21 protein-coding genes and 4 pseudogenes are annotated in these 16,712 nt (G+C 66.8%); 14 read left to right on the forward strand and 11 right to left on the reverse strand.

Annotated elements, in window-relative coordinates; all coding sequences use genetic code 11:
• Positions 1-685: 685 nt before the first annotated feature.
• The 8 genes and pseudogenes from ABZ371_RS15840 to ABZ371_RS15875 form a co-directional block, all read left to right on the forward strand.
• Positions 686-1,258 (forward strand): Uma2 family endonuclease, encoded by a 573-nt coding sequence (locus ABZ371_RS15840; protein WP_358679115.1) that lies wholly within the window; start codon positions 686-688, stop codon positions 1,256-1,258.
• A 421-nt stretch (positions 1,259-1,679) separates the two neighbouring features.
• Positions 1,680-2,342 carry a GIY-YIG nuclease family protein gene (locus tag ABZ371_RS15845; RefSeq protein WP_358679118.1) on the forward strand — a complete coding sequence of 221 codons (663 nt, stop codon included), beginning with the start codon at positions 1,680-1,682 and terminating at the stop codon, positions 2,340-2,342.
• A gap of 127 nt (positions 2,343-2,469) precedes the next feature.
• A complete protein-coding gene (locus ABZ371_RS15850) occupies positions 2,470-3,033 on the forward strand; it encodes a hypothetical protein (RefSeq protein ID WP_358679121.1) in 564 nt (187 codons plus the stop codon).
• On the forward strand, positions 3,030-3,818 hold the full coding sequence (locus ABZ371_RS15855; RefSeq protein WP_358679124.1) for a hypothetical protein: 789 nt from the start codon (positions 3,030-3,032) through the stop codon (positions 3,816-3,818). The genes ABZ371_RS15850 and ABZ371_RS15855 overlap by 4 nt, the downstream gene beginning before the upstream one ends.
• Before the next feature lie 184 nt (positions 3,819-4,002).
• Positions 4,003-4,173: a hypothetical protein gene (locus ABZ371_RS15860; protein ID WP_358679127.1), complete on the forward strand. Its 171-nt coding sequence runs from the start codon at positions 4,003-4,005 to the stop codon at positions 4,171-4,173.
• A gap of 81 nt (positions 4,174-4,254) precedes the next feature.
• Positions 4,255-4,428 carry a helix-turn-helix domain-containing protein gene (locus ABZ371_RS15865; RefSeq protein WP_358679129.1) on the forward strand — a complete coding sequence of 58 codons (174 nt, stop codon included), beginning with the start codon at positions 4,255-4,257 and terminating at the stop codon, positions 4,426-4,428.
• Positions 4,429-4,477: 49 nt separating this feature from the next.
• Positions 4,478-5,023 (forward strand): annotated as a pseudogene (locus tag ABZ371_RS15870) (M15 family metallopeptidase).
• A gap of 19 nt (positions 5,024-5,042) precedes the next feature.
• Positions 5,043-5,200: pseudogene (locus ABZ371_RS15875) on the forward strand (IS5/IS1182 family transposase); the annotation flags it as partial.
• A gap of 48 nt (positions 5,201-5,248) precedes the next feature.
• Here the strand turns inward: ABZ371_RS15875 and ABZ371_RS15880 are convergent.
• From ABZ371_RS15880 to ABZ371_RS15915, 8 genes and pseudogenes are all read right to left on the reverse strand, one after another.
• A pseudogene (locus ABZ371_RS15880) lies at positions 5,249-5,722 on the reverse strand (hypothetical protein); the annotation flags it as partial.
• A 119-nt stretch (positions 5,723-5,841) separates the two neighbouring features.
• Positions 5,842-6,285 (reverse strand): nuclear transport factor 2 family protein, encoded by a 444-nt coding sequence (locus tag ABZ371_RS15885; protein ID WP_358679132.1) that lies wholly within the window; start codon positions 6,283-6,285, stop codon positions 5,842-5,844.
• A gap of 181 nt (positions 6,286-6,466) precedes the next feature.
• Positions 6,467-7,033 (reverse strand): GNAT family N-acetyltransferase, encoded by a 567-nt coding sequence (locus ABZ371_RS15890; protein ID WP_358679135.1) that lies wholly within the window; start codon positions 7,031-7,033, stop codon positions 6,467-6,469.
• Between the two features lie 74 nt (positions 7,034-7,107).
• Positions 7,108-8,046, reverse strand: coding sequence for a MerR family transcriptional regulator (locus ABZ371_RS15895; protein ID WP_358679138.1), 939 nt, complete (start codon positions 8,044-8,046; stop codon positions 7,108-7,110).
• A 131-nt stretch (positions 8,047-8,177) separates the two neighbouring features.
• A complete protein-coding gene (locus ABZ371_RS15900) occupies positions 8,178-8,861 on the reverse strand; it encodes a maleylpyruvate isomerase family mycothiol-dependent enzyme (protein WP_358679141.1) in 684 nt (227 codons plus the stop codon).
• A gap of 56 nt (positions 8,862-8,917) precedes the next feature.
• Positions 8,918-9,514: a PhzF family phenazine biosynthesis protein gene (locus ABZ371_RS15905; RefSeq protein WP_358679145.1), complete on the reverse strand. Its 597-nt coding sequence runs from the start codon at positions 9,512-9,514 to the stop codon at positions 8,918-8,920.
• A 98-nt stretch (positions 9,515-9,612) separates the two neighbouring features.
• The gene (locus ABZ371_RS15910; protein WP_358679148.1) at positions 9,613-10,017 is read right to left on the reverse strand and encodes a hypothetical protein; all 405 of its coding nucleotides are present in this window, start codon (positions 10,015-10,017) and stop codon (positions 9,613-9,615) included.
• Positions 10,014-10,862 (reverse strand): IS5 family transposase, encoded by an 849-nt coding sequence (locus ABZ371_RS15915; RefSeq protein WP_358679151.1) that lies wholly within the window; start codon positions 10,860-10,862, stop codon positions 10,014-10,016. Before ABZ371_RS15915 ends, ABZ371_RS15910 begins: the two co-directional genes overlap by 4 nt.
• 327 nt (positions 10,863-11,189) lie before the next feature.
• Between ABZ371_RS15915 and ABZ371_RS15920 the strand changes: the two genes are divergently transcribed.
• Positions 11,190-11,354: a hypothetical protein gene (locus tag ABZ371_RS15920; protein ID WP_358679154.1), complete on the forward strand. Its 165-nt coding sequence runs from the start codon at positions 11,190-11,192 to the stop codon at positions 11,352-11,354.
• Between the two features lie 64 nt (positions 11,355-11,418).
• Positions 11,419-12,012, forward strand: a complete 594-nt coding sequence (locus ABZ371_RS15925; RefSeq protein ID WP_358679157.1) for a GNAT family N-acetyltransferase — start codon at positions 11,419-11,421, stop codon at positions 12,010-12,012.
• Positions 12,013-12,255: 243 nt separating this feature from the next.
• Here ABZ371_RS15925 and ABZ371_RS15930 read toward each other — a convergent pair whose 3' ends face one another.
• Both ABZ371_RS15930 and ABZ371_RS15935 read right to left on the reverse strand, forming a co-directional pair.
• Positions 12,256-12,738 carry a MarR family transcriptional regulator gene (locus ABZ371_RS15930; protein WP_358679160.1) on the reverse strand — a complete coding sequence of 161 codons (483 nt, stop codon included), beginning with the start codon at positions 12,736-12,738 and terminating at the stop codon, positions 12,256-12,258.
• 57 nt (positions 12,739-12,795) lie between these two features.
• On the reverse strand, positions 12,796-13,845 hold the full coding sequence (locus ABZ371_RS15935; protein WP_358679163.1) for an ABC transporter permease: 1,050 nt from the start codon (positions 13,843-13,845) through the stop codon (positions 12,796-12,798).
• 153 nt (positions 13,846-13,998) lie between these two features.
• On the opposite strand from ABZ371_RS15935, the pseudogene ABZ371_RS15940 reads away from it, so the two are divergent.
• The 4 genes and pseudogenes from ABZ371_RS15940 to ABZ371_RS15955 form a co-directional block, all read left to right on the forward strand.
• Positions 13,999-14,523, forward strand: a pseudogene (locus ABZ371_RS15940) (phosphatase PAP2 family protein); the annotation flags it as partial.
• Between the two features lie 66 nt (positions 14,524-14,589).
• Positions 14,590-14,886 carry a transposase gene (locus tag ABZ371_RS15945; protein ID WP_358679166.1) on the forward strand — a complete coding sequence of 99 codons (297 nt, stop codon included), beginning with the start codon at positions 14,590-14,592 and terminating at the stop codon, positions 14,884-14,886.
• Positions 14,883-15,815, forward strand: a complete 933-nt coding sequence (locus tag ABZ371_RS15950) for an IS3 family transposase (protein WP_358679169.1) — start codon at positions 14,883-14,885, stop codon at positions 15,813-15,815. Before ABZ371_RS15945 ends, ABZ371_RS15950 begins: the two co-directional genes overlap by 4 nt.
• Positions 15,781-16,032: a transposase gene (locus ABZ371_RS15955; protein ID WP_358679172.1), complete on the forward strand. Its 252-nt coding sequence runs from the start codon at positions 15,781-15,783 to the stop codon at positions 16,030-16,032. Before ABZ371_RS15950 ends, ABZ371_RS15955 begins: the two co-directional genes overlap by 35 nt.
• Positions 16,033-16,184: 152 nt before the next feature.
• Here ABZ371_RS15955 and ABZ371_RS15960 read toward each other — a convergent pair whose 3' ends face one another.
• Entirely contained in the window at positions 16,185-16,586 is a 402-nt protein-coding gene (locus tag ABZ371_RS15960) for a GNAT family N-acetyltransferase (RefSeq protein ID WP_358679175.1), read from the reverse strand.
• Between the last annotated feature and the right edge of the window lie 126 nt (positions 16,587-16,712).

Below are 16,712 nucleotides of genomic sequence, written 5' to 3' on the forward strand. Positions count from 1 at the left end.
GCGGGGTGCACGCAAACCCGCCGGTTTGTGGTGGGGGCGGCCGTCTTTGTGGGGGTGGGGGCGGCGGCCCCCCCCGGCCGGGGCGCCCCCTTCCGTGCAGAGGGTGGAGCGGGTCAGCTGAGGTTCATGTCCGGCCTGTGCCGGACCTTCGCCACGAGGAAACGCAGCCGCTCGTCCACCGTGTCCCAGGCATCGCCGGTGAGGTCGGCCGGCTGCAGTGCCAGACGTCCGCGTCCAGGGCGATCCGGGTGAACTCCGAGCTGTCGACCAGGTCCCGAGCGAGCCGGTCGAGTGCGCGGGCCGCCCGCACGTGGCAGGCCGCGTCCAGCACCAGTTGACACTCCGCACGGCTCGGCGGAACCCGCCATGGCACCGCTTGCGGGCCCCCCTGACCTGTGAGGAAAGGAGGGGGGGCTTCTATTGCGACCTCGGAGACATCGCGAGCCTGGTGCCGGCCGACCTCGACCCGGCGCTCAAGCCGACGTGCACCACGCCGCAGAAACAGCTCGTCCATGGGCCACGTCGTCCGGATCCACACCGAGATGAACACCGGCGTCCGGCGCGTCGGGCCCACACGGGCCGAGTGAGAGGTCCGGTCGCTCGACTACGCTGACACCAGCGTTGGGCCCGCGTCCGCGATCCGGGATGAAGGCCCCTGACCTCTTCGAGGCGCCTGGAGGAAGCCGTGACCGCCGAACTCCCCGACTGGATGATCCCGCCCAGAATCAGCGGCTGGGAAGCCGATGACCTCGACCGCCTCGCCCAGGCACCGCGGCACACCGAACTCATCGACGGAGCCCTGATCTTCATGATGTCGCCGCAGCGGTCCTGGCACGCCCGGCTGGTGGAGAACCTGACCTTCGCCCTGCGCCAGGCCGCCCCCGACGGGTTCGACGCCGAGCGTGAGATGACCGTCCGGCTCGACAAGAAGAGCCGCCCCGAGCCCGACATCCTGCTCACCACCGCCTCCTACGACCCCGACCGGACCTGGTACGCGCCCGAGGACGTCACCCTGGTCATCGAGGTCGTCTCGGAGGAGTCGGCGGACCGCGACCGGTCCCTGAAACCCTTCAAGTACGCACAGGCCAGGATCCCCCACTTCTGGCGCGTCGAGGACGAGGCCGGCGCCCCCACCGTCCACACCTACGAACTCGACACCATGACCAGCACCTACGTGGCCACCGGCATCCACCGCAACCGGTTGAAGGTCTCCGTCCCCATTGCCCTCGACATCGACCTCGACAGCCTCGTGCCCTGACTCTCTGCCGGACGCCGGGCCACGGCTTCGCGAGCTGGAAGCGTAAGTGCTTGCGGCGGGAGAAGCGCTCCTCCTCGGCGAAGGCGACCATCTTTCCGTCGATGGCCAGGCAGGCGGAGGGGCGGAAGCAAAGGGAGAGGAGGGGGCGGCGGTACGGGCCGATTCGGCTGGGTGCCCGTCGTCCCCGACCGGCGACCGGTGTTTCCCCTCCATGATCCTTGCCACAGCACTCTCCTCAAGGCCTGGGTTCTCCACTGCGGAAGCGGAGGCCCGCGATGCACGAGGGCGCACATGCGCCTGTACGCCTGCTGCATACAAGCTTCTTGCCACCGGCCGCTGCACCTGCGGGGGGGGGTCGTTCTTTTTGCAGTCCCCCGCCGAGCAGATACTGGCGGCACTGTCTTCGTGAAGGGTTCTGGGCATGCTGATAGTTCACCGGCCGCCGAACGCGGAGGAGTCCGCTCAGGCCGTCCTGGCGGTTATGAAGGACGAGCGGTTGTCTCTGCGTGCGAGAGGACTGCTCGGCTTCCTCCTGAGTCATGCCGGTGAAGATTGGCCTGTTCAGAGCATGGAGCGGCTGGTGAAGGCATTGGTTGACCGTCAACGGTTGTTCGTCGGCTCCAAAGGCGAGGGGGCCACTCTGATGCGGCGCACCCTGGGTGATCTGGAGGCGGCCGGCTATTTGGTTCGTCGGCAGGTGTCGCATGGTGGTGCGTTCAAACTGTTCATTGAGGTCTTTCATGCTCCTGCCCACGCGTCGGAGAGCCCTCCGCCACCGGATGAGGATGGGGATTCGCTGGTCTACGTCGTCGGGGAGCGTGACAGTAGCGTGGTGAAGATAGGTACGTCGGCGAGCTTGAAGCAACGGGTGTCGGCTCTGCAGGTCGCGAGTCCGCTGGCATTGGAGGTCTTGGGTACGCATAGGGGTGGCGTGGGTCTTGAGCGACACCTTCATGATCGTTTTTCGGAACGGCGACTGCAGGGCGAGTGGTTCGACTTCGGCGATGACGATCCTGTTCAAGCCGTGGACGACATGGTCTTCGAAAGGCATCCGGAGCGTTACCCGAATCGGCGTCGCTTTTGAGCACCTCGGCAGGGGCGCCTGGAGGGACAGGTCTCGGGGGCTATCAGATCAACTATCACGGGGCCCCTCTGCACACGAGGGGTCACGGTGCGATACCTTCAGCGCTCACGCTGTGGAAGGGGGGCACGTGCCGGAAGCAGAGATGACTGACGCTCTGGCCGAAAAGATTCTGAGCGGCACGGTGGGAGGGGCACTGAACGCGCCCTTCGAGTGGCGACAGAAGAACTTCCCACGCAAAGAGAGCGCACCAATCCACATGGAGGCGACTGCGCCCATTCGGACGGATCTCGGTGTCCGCCTTGACCTACGAATAAGGATCGGCCTAGACCTCCCGTGGGACTACAGTCTTCTGCTCATCCATCCGCCCGCCCGTGTCTGCCTGCGCCGCTTGGACATTCGCGGAACACACTTGGACCGAGTTGGCGGCGAAGAATTCATCAACAGAACACACAAGCATAAGTGGTCGGTAGACCGGAAAAATAAGGACGTATACGCACCGGACGACATTCGACACAACCCGGACCCGATCTCGAATGCCACCCTCATGAGTATGGATGAGGAATATGATCGGGTAGTGCGTGACTTCGTTCTGGAGTGCAAGATGACGGTAGGAGCGGGATACGTGTGGGTACCGCCGCCAAACCCACCGGTGACGCAGCCGACGTTCGATGGCCTGGAGGACTACCCGTGAACGCACTGGACTACGTCGATGACCAGCTCTCGTCTGTGCTCAAGTGCTGGCATGTGACACCCGGCGGTCGCCCTGGGACCGTCTCCCTCACCGGACGCCAGTACTTTGCGGACGGTGACGGCGTTCGGGTCCTCATCCGTGTGGCCGGCGAAGAAGCCCTCGCCAGTGACGGTGGAGTCATGGCTGCACGCCTGACCGATGCCGGCATCGACATCGCGGGCTCAACCCGTGCGGGAACTGCGTGGCGGGAAATCCTTAACCAATTCGAGCTCCGTGAATTGGATGGCAGGATCGTGGGGCGACGCCCCTTGCAGCAGGCAGAGCAACTGGCTTCCGATATCGCGAGTGCCATGCTTACCACCGATGGCCTTCGCTGGCTCGCCCTCCCCGAACGGGAGAGCAAGCTGACAAAGCAGCTGTACGACTTTCTGCGTGCCGAGCGGTTCCAATTCACCAGACGGCCCACGATCAGCCTACCGCGGGGGTCGAAGGTAAAGCCGACCGCTCGCGTTACTACGCCGAAACGCGAAGTTCTGATCCAGGCTGTGGCGGGAGGCGAGCAAGGCATTGAGCATGCACTCTCCCTGGTTCAGCGAATCGATCGAGCCAGCTACGGCTTCGACCAGCGGCTCGTCTTGCTTAAGGGTGTCCCGGAGGAGTGGCCAGCCGATCATCTTGATCTTCTGGCAGAGCACACCCCGGTGGGCTTCTCGGCTCGCATGGAGCAGGTACAGGCGTTCCTGGGCAAGGGCAAGGAGCTGCCATCACCACTCGAAGAGTTGTAGTTACCGAACGCATGAAGCGGCCCTCACCGTTCTTGGGTTCTAACGGTCCTCGCAACACCCGCGATCTGTGGGAGTTGCGAGGACCGTGGGCGTTGAGCGTGCTGATCTTGCGGGATTGAGGGAGCGTTTCCTTGCGCGGCTGGATGCTGTGGGAAACGTGACCGTGGTGGCCGGGGAGCTGGGGGTGAACCGGAACACAGCCTTCGGCTGGGCCCGGAAGGCCGGGCGGGCCTCGGTGCGCATGCCGCGCAGGCATCCCCGGCGCGACGAGTACGAGCGGCTTCGGGCCGCCGGTGTCGCACGGCGTGTGGCGGCCCGGCAGGTCGGCGTGAACGAGCGCACGGCCAAGGACTGAGACTGAGGCGTCAGGAAGACCCGTTCTTCGCGCACCTATCCGGACGGGCGCCGTATCGGCTACGCGGCGGGGACCGTCACGATGTCCGGTGTGACCACGCCACCGGTGGGCCTGACAGCCCTGGAGAAGCAGCTTCACCCGCGGTTTCTGACACTCGCCGAGCGCGAGAAGATCCGTGATCTTCGCGCGCTGGGCCAGTCGCCGCGGGCTATCGGGCGAGCCCTGGGACGGCCGGCTAGTGCCCTGACCGCATAGGTTCGCCGGGGTGAGCCCTGCGGGAAGATCGCGTCATGAAATCGTGTTGATGTCCCACCCGAAAGTCGCCGCCATACCCGTTGAGGATTGCGGTGAACGCCTCGTGGACGTTCGCGCCGCCGGTTCATTGCTGGTCGATTCGTGCGAGCAAGACCCGGAAGATGCCTTCGCCTACCTGCGGGAAGGCGTGCTGGCGCGGCTGCTCAAGGCCCAGGCGGGGCTTTCCCAGGGCTTGCGGTTGCTGTTCGTCGAGGGATCTCGGCCCCCTTCTCTTCAGCGGGAGTATTTCGAGGAGCACGCGAGCCAGCTGCGGGCTACCCACCCGGAATGGTCCGTCCGACAGATCTATTCGGCAGCGAGCCGGTATGTGTCACCGCCCGACATCGCTCCGCACAGCGCCGGTGCGGCCGTCGACCTCACCTTGGCCGATACCGATGAGAACGAGCTGGACTCGGGCACACGGAGGAGAGTGAGGGCGCCTGCTACACCCATGCTGCCAACATCAGCGAGGAGGCCAGTGCCAACCGGAGGCTGCTGGCTTCCGCGCTGGCGGTGGCGGGGCTGGTGGCACTGGTCCTTCGGCGACCGCTACTGAACTCTGGTCACGGGGCTGCGGCTGGCTCATGCGCCAGCGCCGCCTCGCCCGCGACTACGAACCCTGCCCACTCGCTCCGAAGCCGTGATCCACATCGCCGTGGCCGATCTCATGACCCGCCGCCTCACCAGCGAGAACATCACTTCCTGGCGCGCCCCCAAGACAACCACAGAATAGACCATCTTCTGTAGAAACATCGGACGAGAACGACCTCTTACAGCTGGTCCCCATGCCGGCCGGTTCCGGAGGACGCGGCCCGCCACCGTCCTTGCTGTCATTCTCGCAGGTTGGTCCGTAGTCGGACTGGTCATTGGGGAGCAATAGCACCCCGGCAACATCCTCTGGGTGCTCGACGGCGAGCCAGTCGTCGCCTATGAGGGGATCGTCGGCCGGCCCGAACGCCTGGTAGGAGTGGATCGTCTGACACCCCAACGCCACACGCTCCTTGTCGACCGCGCAGGCGTCCACTGCCGGGCCCGAATATTCGTCCGCGCCGTCGAAGCGGAAGCGAAAATGAACCCGGTCACCTTCGGAGGGCGCCTGCGGATGAGGCTCAAGGCGCCAGTCAACGACAGCGGCGGTGACACCGAGAGGCTGCTCACTCGTGTTCACGACGTGCACCCTCACACCGGCCTTACCGCGCTCCGCCGTCGTGTTGGTGCACCACACAGAGGGGCAGCCGGACAGGGCGAAAATCATCAGAGCCAGCGGGGAAACGGCGATTACCCGTGCAGTGCTGAGCCGACAGGTAGCCGGGCAGGCCCGCGTCGAAGGCGCCCGCACTCTCCGCCGCGTCTTCGCGAATGGCCGGCGGTCTTTCACTGCTCCTTCGCTTCGAATGCCTGGGCGACAGCCAGGCTGTCCTCATAGACATGGTGCCGGGTGACAAGGCCGCCTTCGACGGTGAGATGCAAAGCGAACCGCGCCTTGTAGGCACGTCCGGTGGGCAGGGCAGTCTGCCGAATCTCGCCCAGTATGACTGCGTCGCTTCCATCGATCAGGATCCGCTCGACCTCGGTCGCCACATGCTCTGCCACGTGGTTCTCGGCAATCTCGCGATAATGGGCGGCCGCGTCGGCCCGGGTGGACCGGTGACGGATCCACGGTGTGGCAGTACGGCCGTGCTCGGCCTCCGGCCAGTCGAGCTTCCAATCACCCTGCTCGGCGTACAGCTCGGCGATGCGCTCTGGGTTGCCCTCACCGATTCTGCGCAGCAACTCTTCAATGACAGTACGCGTGTTCGTGGGTGTGTCTATGGACATGACTGGCCTCTCTGTCCTGGCCCGCGTCCTTCGACGCGGAAAAATCATGATCCTGTCCTGCCGGCGCAGGCGCGCCGAGACGATTACTCGGACGTAAGGCAAGCGGGTCACCAAGATCCACTTTCGATACACGCCCTCGTCAGACAGGGATATGGGCGTGGGCAGGTGCCGGCGCCCGGGGTCAAGCAGTTTCGCGCCGTATGTGCAGATGACCATCGAGAGGGTAGGAAGGGGGAGCCGATGGCAGGAGCCTGTCGAACTGGTAGCAGTTCTTCTCGGCGACGCGGCAGGATGCCAGGTTGTCGACTTGGTGGAGGAGTTCGAGGCGCCTCAGACCGTCTGCTCGGAAGGCATCGAAGGACCAGGCGGTAAGAGTCTCCAGCGCTCGTGAGGCCACGCCTCGACCGCGAGCCTGTGCCGCCGTCCAGTAGCCGACCTCTGCGGAAGGCTCGCCGGGTGCGATGTGCTTGAGTACCACGTTGCCCACCAACCGCGGCGGCGCCGCGTCAACGGCCGCCTCAAGGACTGCGAAGGCAAGCCGGTCGCCTGCTGCCCACCCCTGCTCTTGGTCCCACACCCATTTCAGTCCGTCCCCCTCACTCTCCATAGGCGAGTTCGTCCAACGCCGCAGCTCGGTGTCCCGGTACACATCGACCAGCGCGGCGACGTCTTCCGTGCACCAGGGGCGAAGGACTAGAGCGGGAGCGGTCGGCGTCGCGGCAACCTTGAGTGTGACGGGAGGATTCACCGCCCGATCATATGCAGCAGAGTCTTGGACTGCCCTTGGCGATGGCTGGTCCCTCCCGCGCCGCAGCCGCCCTGTCATCCCTGTGTCCGAGCCTGCAGAGCATCGACGGCCCAGTCGAGCACCGGCCGCAGGCTCTCCGGACCCGGCCAACCGTTGATCACAGCGAGCAGCGAAAGGTACCGCTCTCGGCGAGGGTCATTCATACGTTCCAGCCGGGCCAGGAGCGGCTGGGGCGACTTGGCATCGTCACCGTGGCCGAGGAGATGTGCGCAGCGGTTCATGAGGACTGCGACGGTCGGATCGGCCTGGAGCGAGGCTGGTTCGACACCCGCTGCCAGGGCCGGCGTGATCTGGTCGCGGACGATGGCAGCCAAGTCGTTGTGCAGCGAGGGTGGACCATCCTGGATGAATCCGGCCGTATGTTCCCGGGCCAGGTGTCGTAGGAGGGCGCGAAAGTCTGGATCCTGTGACAGCTCGGCCAGTTCCACCCACGCCTGGACCTGCTCCGTATCGGGGTTGTCCGGCAGTTCCGGAGTCATCGAGCGCATGGCTCCCGTAAACATGGAGCTGGTGCCCACACCGCCGAAGGCGGCGTCGAGGAAGTCACCAACCAACTGTCGGCGTTCGACTTCGGAGAGCTTGGCCAGTTTGTGCATCAGATGTGTCTCCTCAGGGGTAGCCCCGCGCTTTGCCACGGCGGTCAGCACTGCACGCCGCAACCGCAGGATCCGGATTTGCACGTCCAACGCGTCGGCATGTACCGCGGCAACCTCCGACAGCGCGAGTTCCCGGTCCATGACCTTCCGGATGGCCGCAAGGTCCAGTCCCAGGTCGCGCAGGGTCCGCACCAAATCCAGGCGGGCGACGGCGTCGCTGTCGTAGAGGCGGTAGCCGGCCGGGCTGCGGTCAGCGGGCGGTATGAGTCCGCAGTCGGAGTAGAACCGGATGGTCTTGACCGTGGTACCAGTCCGCCGGGCCAGCTCGCCGATCGAGTAGAGGGTGCGGCCTTTCATGTCCCCACCCTCCGGTCTCCCCCTGCTGGAGACTCAAGCTCGTGAACACGCGACGGTGGGACTCTCACAATCGGCAGCACTCATTCCGGGCTCCTTACCAATGACGATCTTGTTGCCGTGGAGCGCAGGTGTCAGCCCAGGGCGAGCCATCGGATGCCGAGCTGTTCGACCTGCGCGGTCTCTGATGCGTCCAAGAGCTCGCGGCCCGTGGCTTTACGCAGGAAACGCGGCTTGCTCCAGCCCAATTTTTCGGCGGCCGCTGTCTGCTCTGCGCCGAGAAGCAGTTCCAGCACGGCGTCACCGGCTGACGAGGTGAGCCAGGGTTCGTGTCCGAGTGCATCAGCCAGGTCGAGGCCGTGGACCGCGACTTCGACGACTCGGGTGAGCAGGAAGTCCGACAAGAGCATGGCGTCGCCATGACGCGTCCAGACGGTACGGCTGGCCGGCTGGGCCCGGCACAACTGGTCGACTCGCCGCCAGGTCGCGGTGAAGTCCTCGGCGAAGGTGGCACCGTCGGCCGGCTCCGCTGCCCGGTTTTGAGCCAGAGCGATCCGGGCATTGTTGGTCTGGGGTGAGAAGCGGTCGTCCGGGCGATAGTACTGCGCTGCGGAGATCCTGGCCTCACCCGGGGCCAGTGCGTCCAGCATGCTCGGAAGCCAGTCGATGACGACGCACACGTGCCCGAGCAGGTCGCGTACGGTCCAGGGGGTGCAGCGTGTCGGGAGGCTCCATTCAGCCTCTGACAGTCCTGTCACGGCAACAGTGAGCGCTCCGGATTCCCGACGAAACGCTTCGAGCACGCGGTCTGGATTCATGCCGGTGACGCTACCAACCGGGCGCGATCAGGCACCCGGTTGCCATGACCTGCAGCTCAGCACGCGGGATTCTCCACGGCGCAGACTCGTCCGCCGATATGAGTTGTTCCGGCAGAGCCGGGAGCCGCCATGATCTGCGACCCGCCGCCCTGGGTGACCGCAACAGCCCGCCCCAACCGGTCGGCGAGCAGGAGCGCTGCCGCTCCGGTGGCTTCGTCCTCGTCGATGCCGTCGCCACGGCCCGGGAATCCCCGTGCCCGGACCCGGCCGGCGGTCTCGTCCTGCCAGGCCCAGGCATACACCCACTCTCCCGGTTCCGGCACCGTCAGCGCGTCGACCTCCTGCGTGCTGCCGTACTGCCGCAACGTGCGCGGTGGCACCCACTCTGCTCGCGCACTGATCCACGTGAAGCCGTCAGCACGGCGGACAGAGATGCTCCCCACAGGAAGCTCAAACCTCTCCAGACCGAGGAGCCAGGCCACGCCGACGAGCGGGTACCCGGCAAACGGAAGCCGCACCCCCGGCGTATAGATGTCCACGACGCCCCGACGGGCGTCGTCGATGAACACCGTCTCGCTGAGGCCCAGCTCCCGGGCCAAAGCCTGTCTGGACTCCTCGTCGGGAAAGACGCGGCCGTCGCGCACTACGCCCAAGACATTGCCGTAGCTGCCGTTAGAGGGCGGTTCATGATGTGATGTCCGTTTCTCAGTGAGGTCGGTGTGGGGCTGCTGATCGTGGGACTTCTGGGTGGCTACTGCTTCCTGGTGAAGCTGCCGGCGTCGGCCTCGGTAAGGACGTCGAGCTTGACGAGGCGCTTCAGCTTGGCGCGGGTGCCTTCGATGTTCTTCGGCAGCTGTTCGTGGCCGAGGGCTTCGCAGACTTCACGGGCCCGCAGGGGGCGGGTGGCCTCGTTGAAGACGGCGAGGATGCGGGGGTAGTCCGGGTGCTCGGGCCGGTCGGCCGCGGAGGTCTGGGCAGGGAGCCGGTCCGCGAGAGCGGTGACGGTCTTCCGGGTGATCGCGAGGTGCTCGAGATGAGTCTCGACCTCCCCCAGCCGGTTCTGCAGTCCGGCGATCTGTGTGCGGAGGTCGTCGGCCAGGGATCGGGCGGCGTCCTCCTGGACGTCGAGTGCTTCGAGCAGGGGCTGGATGCTCACGCACTCACCGCTCGCGCATCGCGCCAGGTGGGAGTGTTCGCGCCGGCGAGGCGGCGGATCATGACGTGGGACATCGCCCAGTAGACGCGGGAGGCGGACGAGGAGGGATGGTGCTCGTAGTCGCGGACCATACGCCGGTGCAGTATCAGGATCCCGTAGGTCTGCTCGACCCTCCACCGCTTCGGCTGGGGCACGAAGCCCTTGTCCTGCGGGTTGCGTTCGACGATCTCGACGTCGATGCCCAGGCCGGCGCCGTGCACGACGACCTGCTTCTTGAAACCCTGGTCGACCAGGGCCTTCCCGACGGTTTCGCCGGCGTGCTCGGCGACCTGGTCCAGCAGGGCGATGCCCGCGGTGTTGTCGTGCGTGTCCGCGGCGAGGACAACCACCGCGATGACCAGACCGAGGACGTCCACGGCCAGTCCGCGCTTGCGGCCGGGCACCCGCTTGGCCGGATCGAGGCCGGTCGTGGTGGCGGGGACCCCGGCGGCCGCATGAACACTCTGGGTGTCCAGCACCACCAGGGTCGGGTCCTCTAATCGACGGGCCCGCTCCCTCACCTGGCAGCGCAGGAGTTCGTGGACGACCTGGTCGGTCCCGTCGTCCCGCCAGGCCGCGAAGTAGTAGTACGTCGCGCTCTTCTGCGGAAGGTCGTGCGGGAGGTAGGCCCACTGGCAGCCGGTCCGACCCTGGTAGAGGATCGCGTTCACGATCTCCCGCATGTCGTAGGCGCCCTGGTGGCCGCTGACCGAGCGGTGGCGGCCCTTCCACGCGGTGATCACTGGCTCGATCAACGACCACTGCTCGTCCGATAAGTCGCTCGGGTACGGCTTGCGTTCACTCACCCCGCCACCCCAACAGACCACGGCCAACGAACCAGCAGATTCCCTCCTCGCTCACACCATCAGGCGACCACGGAACCACTCAAAGAGTCACGAACCGCCCTCTCAGCGTTTCCTGGCCGGGGGTGTCCGGCCGTGGAGAACGGTGACTAGCCTGCCACCTGGGATGTCCCCGTCTGTCGGCAGCACGGGTGCGGGAACCGACGATGAGGAGACAGGCCATGGCGACCACCGCCCGCGCCACCTTGCAGCACGAAGACGAGCGGGTACGGGTCACCCGCTGGGACTTCGAGCCGGGACAGAGCACCGGACGTCAACGACTACGTCGTCGTGCCCGTCACCGACGGGCATACGAACGTGATCACCCCCGACGGCACGGTCACCTCCTCGCAATTGCGGGCAGGCGAGTCCTACGCACGCCCGGCCGGAGGCGAACACGAAGTCGTCAACGCCGCCACCGTCCCGCTGGCATTCGTGGAGATCGAACTGAAGTAACCAGCAGCCGAAGTCGACGGAATCCGTCGAGCGCCCGGCCGGTCCATGTGGCTACGGTACGGCGATGACCAGCACTTACCGCCCCGCCCGGGCCGCCACCCTTGCGGACGTTGACGCCCTCGTCGCCACGATGACCACCGCCTTCTTCCACGACCCGCTGTGGGGGCCGGCCTTCCCCGACCCGTCGCGTCGCGCCGTGCAGGCGGCGGCCATGTGGCGCCTGTATGTCACCTCCGCTCTGCGCTATCCCTGGACACTCGTGACGCCGGGCGTGGAGGCCGCAGCCGTGTGGATCCCGCCGGGCGGTACCGAGCTCACGCCGGAAGAGAAGAGCGGCCTGGAAGATCTGCTGACGCAGTCCGCAGGCCCGGACGTGGCTAAGGAGATCCTGGCGATCTACGACCAGCTGGAGTCAGCGCATCTCGGGGAGCCGTGCTTCTACCTCACCCTGCTCGGCGTCCACGACGACCACCGAGGCAAAGGGCTCGGCATGGGGCTGCTGGCCGAGAGCCTTGTCCGCATCGACGCCCCCGCCTACCTGGAATCATCCAATCCCGCGAACATCGCCCGCTACGAAAGCGTCGGCTTCGCCTCCCGCGACAAGATCACCATGGCCACCGGCCACGTCGTCACGACCATGTGGCGCCCTGCCCCCTGACCCGAACGGCAGCACGAAGGCCCTGACCGCTCGGGGAGATCAGGGCCTTGGCGCACCCAAGGGAGGGTGACGCGGCTCCGACGCGGGCAGGAATGGGGCGACGGACCACCAGCCCGCAGAGGCCCCGCGGCAGCACAGCTTAAGGGGGTGCCTGACAGCCGGGCCCGGTCCGGCCGCGAAGATCAGCTCGGCACGCTCAACCTGATCACCGGCCCGTGACCTGGCATGCGCGAAACGTGCCGCTCACGGCCGCTCGCGCCCGGGCAGGGCCTCCGCCCGGGCGCCGGTAGCGAGGGAGTCCGGGTTCAGTTCCTCGACCAGGCGGTACAGCAGGCGGCGCAGGGTCGTGTTGTCCGCTGGAGAGAAGTGCGAGGTCGCCTCGGCTGTGATGCGGCCGGCGACCGCGTCGGCGTGGGTGGCTGCGGCGTGCCCCTTCTCGGTGGCGAACAGACACATGTTGCGGCGGCTCGTCGGATGCGGCTCCCGGCGCAGCAGTCCTCGCCCGATGAGCTGGTTCACCGCGGCCCCCATCGACTGCGCCGTGATGCCGGAGCGGCGTGCGATGTCCGCCGAGGAGAGTCCCGGAGTGCGCACGGTGTGCAGCAGGGCGTTGTACTGCGCCAGCGTCAGGTCCAGCGCCCGCAGTTCCCGCTCCAGCCTTCCGGCGAGGTTCCGCGAGAGCTGCCAGGCAAGGTATCCGATGGTGGGAAACACGGTGTCCGTCACACCTCCAGTCTAGGAACGGGTACGTCGCGGCCGGTGGGAGCCGTCCGGTCCACCGCGTCAGGCGGCGGCGCTGCGGCGGGGGCTGTGCGAGTCGCGCCAGTACAGCCCCGCCGCGGTGACCAGGGCCCATGCCGCGAGGATCAGGACACCGACGACCAGGCCGTCGTTGTCGAAATGCGACAGACCCTGCAGAGCGCGCACACCGACTCCCACCGGAAGGATCTCCGACAGCGGCTGCAGCCAACCGGGGAGGTAGGCGGAGGGCAATGTGCCGCCGCTGGTCGCGTTTCCGAAGGTCAGCAGGACGACGGAGGCCAGCGACATGCCGGCCTTGCCGAACAGCCGCATGAAGGCCATGGTCGTGCCGCCGACGGCCGCTGCCATCAGGGCGACGATTCCCACGACCCCCAGGAAGGGGCCGGGCATCGCCGCGAACCCGAGGCTGCCGACGATCAGAGCCACGACCACACCGCCGAGCACGCTGAACGCACCCAGGCTCGCCATCCGCCAGCGGTACGGGAGACGCGGCGCCATCTGGTAGGTCATCATGCCGAACAGGAAGCCCGCCAGGACGATGCCGAAAGCGGCGTAGAAGACGGACATGCTCCGGCTGTCGCCGGCCGAGGCGGGGACGATGTCCTGCTGGGTGAGCCGGTCACCGCTTGCCTGGGCCACTTGGGAGAAGGCGCCGGTGACGGTGGAGGTCACGGTCGGGCCGTTGGCCCCGGCGTACAGCAGTTCGGAAGAGGCGCCGTCGCCGATCACGTAGGCGGCGTAGACCGCGCGCTTCTGTACGGCCTGGCGGGCGGAGTCCTCGTCGGCGTAGCCCTTCACCTCGAACCCGCCGGACAGTCCGCGCTCCAGGCCGTCGGCGACCCGTTCGACCTGTGCGCCGGTGCCGACGACCGCGACCGGCAGGTCATGAGGCTTGGGGTCGTGGAACGCAGCCAGGAAGACGCTGACGAATATGGCGCCGATGACCAGCACGATCGCGACCGGGAGCAGGACACCCGCCAATCCGGCGGCGCCTTGCTGACCGGGCGCGGCGCCCACCACGTGAGGCGGGGACGCGAGGCGCGGTTCGGTGCGGGCGGGGGATTCGGACATGGGGGAGAACCTGCTTTCTTCATAAGGTACCTTCTAATCTTACCTGAAATTGTAAGGTGCCTGATGATTCGCGGAGCGAGGCTGTTTCGATCAAACCGTCATACGCCCCGTCCTCAGTGCGTCACTGGCACCGGCGTCAGGGGAGGGCGTGGGATGAATGCCCGCAGTGAGCCTGAAGAAGTGAGGCCCGACGCGCCCGCGCGCCCACCGCTCGTCCGTGAGCTGCTGCTCGTGGCCGGGCTCTTCCTCGTGTACGAGTTCGATCGGCAGCTCGCGACGGGTCACACCGGCGAGGCCCTCCGCAACGCCCACCACGTGTGGGACTGGGAGCGCTCCCTGCGGCTGCCCGACGAGAGCACGGTGCGGTCCCTGCTCCTCCACGGCGACACGCCGATACACGCGGCGAACACCTACTACGCCACCGCCCACTTCCCGGCCACCGCCGCCTTCCTGGCCTGGCTCTATCTGCGCCGGCCCGCGCACTACCTCTGGGCCCGCCGGATCCTGGCCGCGCTGACCGGCGCCGCGCTGGTGCTGCACCTGTTGTTCCCGCTGGCCCCGCCGCGGATGCTGGGCGCCACCGGCCTGATCGACACGGTCCGGGAGTTCGGCCCCTCGGTGTACGGGCCGCCGAAAGCCGACCAGTTGTCGAACCAGTTCGCGGCGATGCCCTCGCTGAAGCTTCCCCGTTGACCTGGACATGTGGACACTGGGACGGATAGGTCCCAGAGGAAGTAGTTCAGGTTGAGCAATCGCAGCAAGCGGTACGCGGAGGAGTTCAAGCGTGATGCCGTCGAGTTGGCGCTGGCCTCTGACAAGACGGTCACCGAGGTTGCCCGTGACCTCGGCGTGAGTGCTGAGGGTTTGCGGGGCTGGGTGAAGCAGGCGAAGGCCGACCGGGGCCAGGGCCGGCCCGGCGAGCTGACCTCGGCCGAGCGTGACGAGCTCAAGCGGTTGCGCAAGCAGAACGCCGAGCAGGCCAGGACCATCGAGGTGCTGCGAAAAGCGGCGGTCTTCTTCGCGAAGGAGAGTGATCGATGACCGATGTCTACCGGTTCGTCGAGGCGGAGAAGACCACCTTCGGTGTCGCTTTCCTGTGCCGGCTGCTGAAGGTGGCCCGGTCCTCCTTCTATGCCTGGGCCGAGGGCGAGGCCGCCCGCCGACGCCGCCAGGAGGCCGACGACGCGCTGGCCCACGAGATCACCGTGCTGCACGTTGCCTCGAAGCACACCTACGGCGTCCCGCGCATCCACGCCGAGCTGGCCCGCCTCGGACGCCAGATCAACCGCAAGCGGGTGGAGCGCGGCATCGCCGGTGTCACGCGGCGCAGGCGCCGAACCCTCACCAGGCCCGCGAAACGGGCGGTGCCGGCCCCGGACCTGATCGGCCGCGACTTCACCGCGCCGGTGCCCGGAGTGAAGCTGGTCGGCGACATCACCTTCATCCCCACCGAGCAAGGCTGGCTCTACCTGGCGACCTGGCTGGACCTGGCCACTCAAAAGGTCGTCGGCTACGCAATGGCCGACCATCACCGGGCCTCACTGGTCGTCGTCGCGCTCACCATGGCCGCGGGCCGGGGCGACCTCCAGATCGGCTGCGTCGCCCACTCGGACCGCGGCAGCGAATACACCTCGGAAGAACTCCGCTGCCACACAATGGCCTTGGGCCTGCGGCAGAGCATGGGCCGGACCGGATCTTGCTACGACAATGCCGCAGCTGAGAGCTTCTTCGCCGTCCTCAAGGAAGAGATCGGCATCCGTGTCTGGCCAGACCGGGCCACCGCCCGAGCAGCGATCTTCACCTACATCGAGACCTTCTACAACCGCCGACGACTACGCAAACACCCCCTGTGGGGCTACCTCACCCCGCTCGAGATCCGGCACCGACACCAGCAGGGTCACTCCCTGAGAGCGCAAGAAACGAGTGTCCAAGGTCATGGGGAACTTCAAGGACTTCATCGCAGCGAATGAGGACTGGCTGACCGTCTTCCACTTCCCGTCCTACGCACCCGACCTCAACCCGCAGGAAGGCATCTGGTCCCTGGTGAAACGGACCATCGGCAACCTCGCCGCCGCGAACCTCGACCAGCTCGCCGCCGCCGTGAAGCGCAGCCTCAAGAAGACCCAGTACCGACCGCACCTCATCGACGGCTGCCTCATGGGTACCGGCCTGACCATAGGCAGCTGACCACGATCAAGCCGACATCGCACATTCAAGTTCAGTAGTGCCGTTCCACGCTGGGGCGCCATCCGGCGCACCCCAATATCGGAGCTGGGAATACCCCCCAGCGTGGTCCTTCGCCTTTCCCCCGGACGGCCCACCCAGCACACCAGTAACTTCTAAAACACGGCCAAAGCGTGCGGGTCGGTATGCGCCGACCTGTCGGTCCAGGTGATTTCGAAGTACCTGACGGCCGGGCCCATGCCGGCGGCCGCCATGACGCACTGGGACGCGATGTTGTGGCCGGCGTCGCCTTTCACGCGGGTGGCGCCGCTCGCCCGCGCGAGCAGCAACAGTTCATGGAGGGCTTCGGAGGCGTAGCCCTTGCCTCGCGCTGACGGAATGAGGCCGTAGCCGGAGACACTGCCGTCCGCATCTACCGGTCCGTGGAAGCCCAGGCCGCCGGTCGTCAGACCGTCCTCGCGGCGACGGATCGCGTAATGGCCGAGCGGCTGGGGACCACCGGTGTTTGCGCAGGTGGCCAGGAAGCGGCTGACCCAGCTCGTCAACACCGCCTGCATCGGCAGCAGAGGAGCGCGTTGGCGAGAAGGCTATCGGGAAGCGCGGAACGGGGGCTCTTCGTGCGCCCGGCCGTGCGCCTTGGCCCGGCCGCGGCGGAAACGCTTCCATGAGTCCTGCGTGGGTCG

It is taken from the genome of Streptomyces sp. NPDC005899, assembly GCF_040629645.1.
Taxonomy (GTDB): domain Bacteria; phylum Actinomycetota; class Actinomycetes; order Streptomycetales; family Streptomycetaceae; genus Streptomyces.